Origin of the sequence: Sedimentibacter sp. B4, from assembly GCF_000309315.1 — a bacterium.
Lineage (GTDB): Bacteria > Bacillota > Clostridia > Tissierellales > Sedimentibacteraceae > Sedimentibacter > Sedimentibacter saalensis.
The window spans coordinates 1-386 of record NZ_CANG01001146.1; the positions used below are offsets into that span (position 1 = coordinate 1).

General features: G+C 59.1%; 1 protein-coding gene. It reads right to left on the reverse strand.

What is annotated here, in order from left to right; all coding sequences use genetic code 11:
- Positions 1 to 181: 181 nt before the first annotated feature.
- The coding region (locus tag BN358_RS28235) for a hypothetical protein (protein ID WP_232233453.1) at positions 182 to 386 on the reverse strand (205 nt) is incomplete at its 5' end.

Consider the following 386-nt stretch of genomic DNA (forward strand, 5'->3'; position numbering starts at 1 on the left):
TTGAGAGTTCCTACGACATAGACGGTCCCGGAGGGATGCACCACTTCCCTGACATCCTTCAGGTACCGCTTGACCTCGGTTGCCTCCAGTGGCAGGGCGGTCACGATAAGGACGGGGACGCGCTCACTCTCATCGTAGCTAGGAGCACTAGGGGTGGGGCTAGTCTTGGCGATCTCAGCATTTACGAACTCCAGGACCTGCTTTCGAGTAAGTCCGTCGTGGCGGCAAAGCGATTGACAGAATCAGCCTTGAGGTCACGCGGGGACAACTGTCGTCCTTCGCTCGCCAAGACGAGTTGCACCAGATCTTCGCCGCGCGCGTAGCCCAATGACTTGCAGCTGTCGAGGAGGTGCCTGACGGCGTGGCGAGAGTTGTCACCCATCACT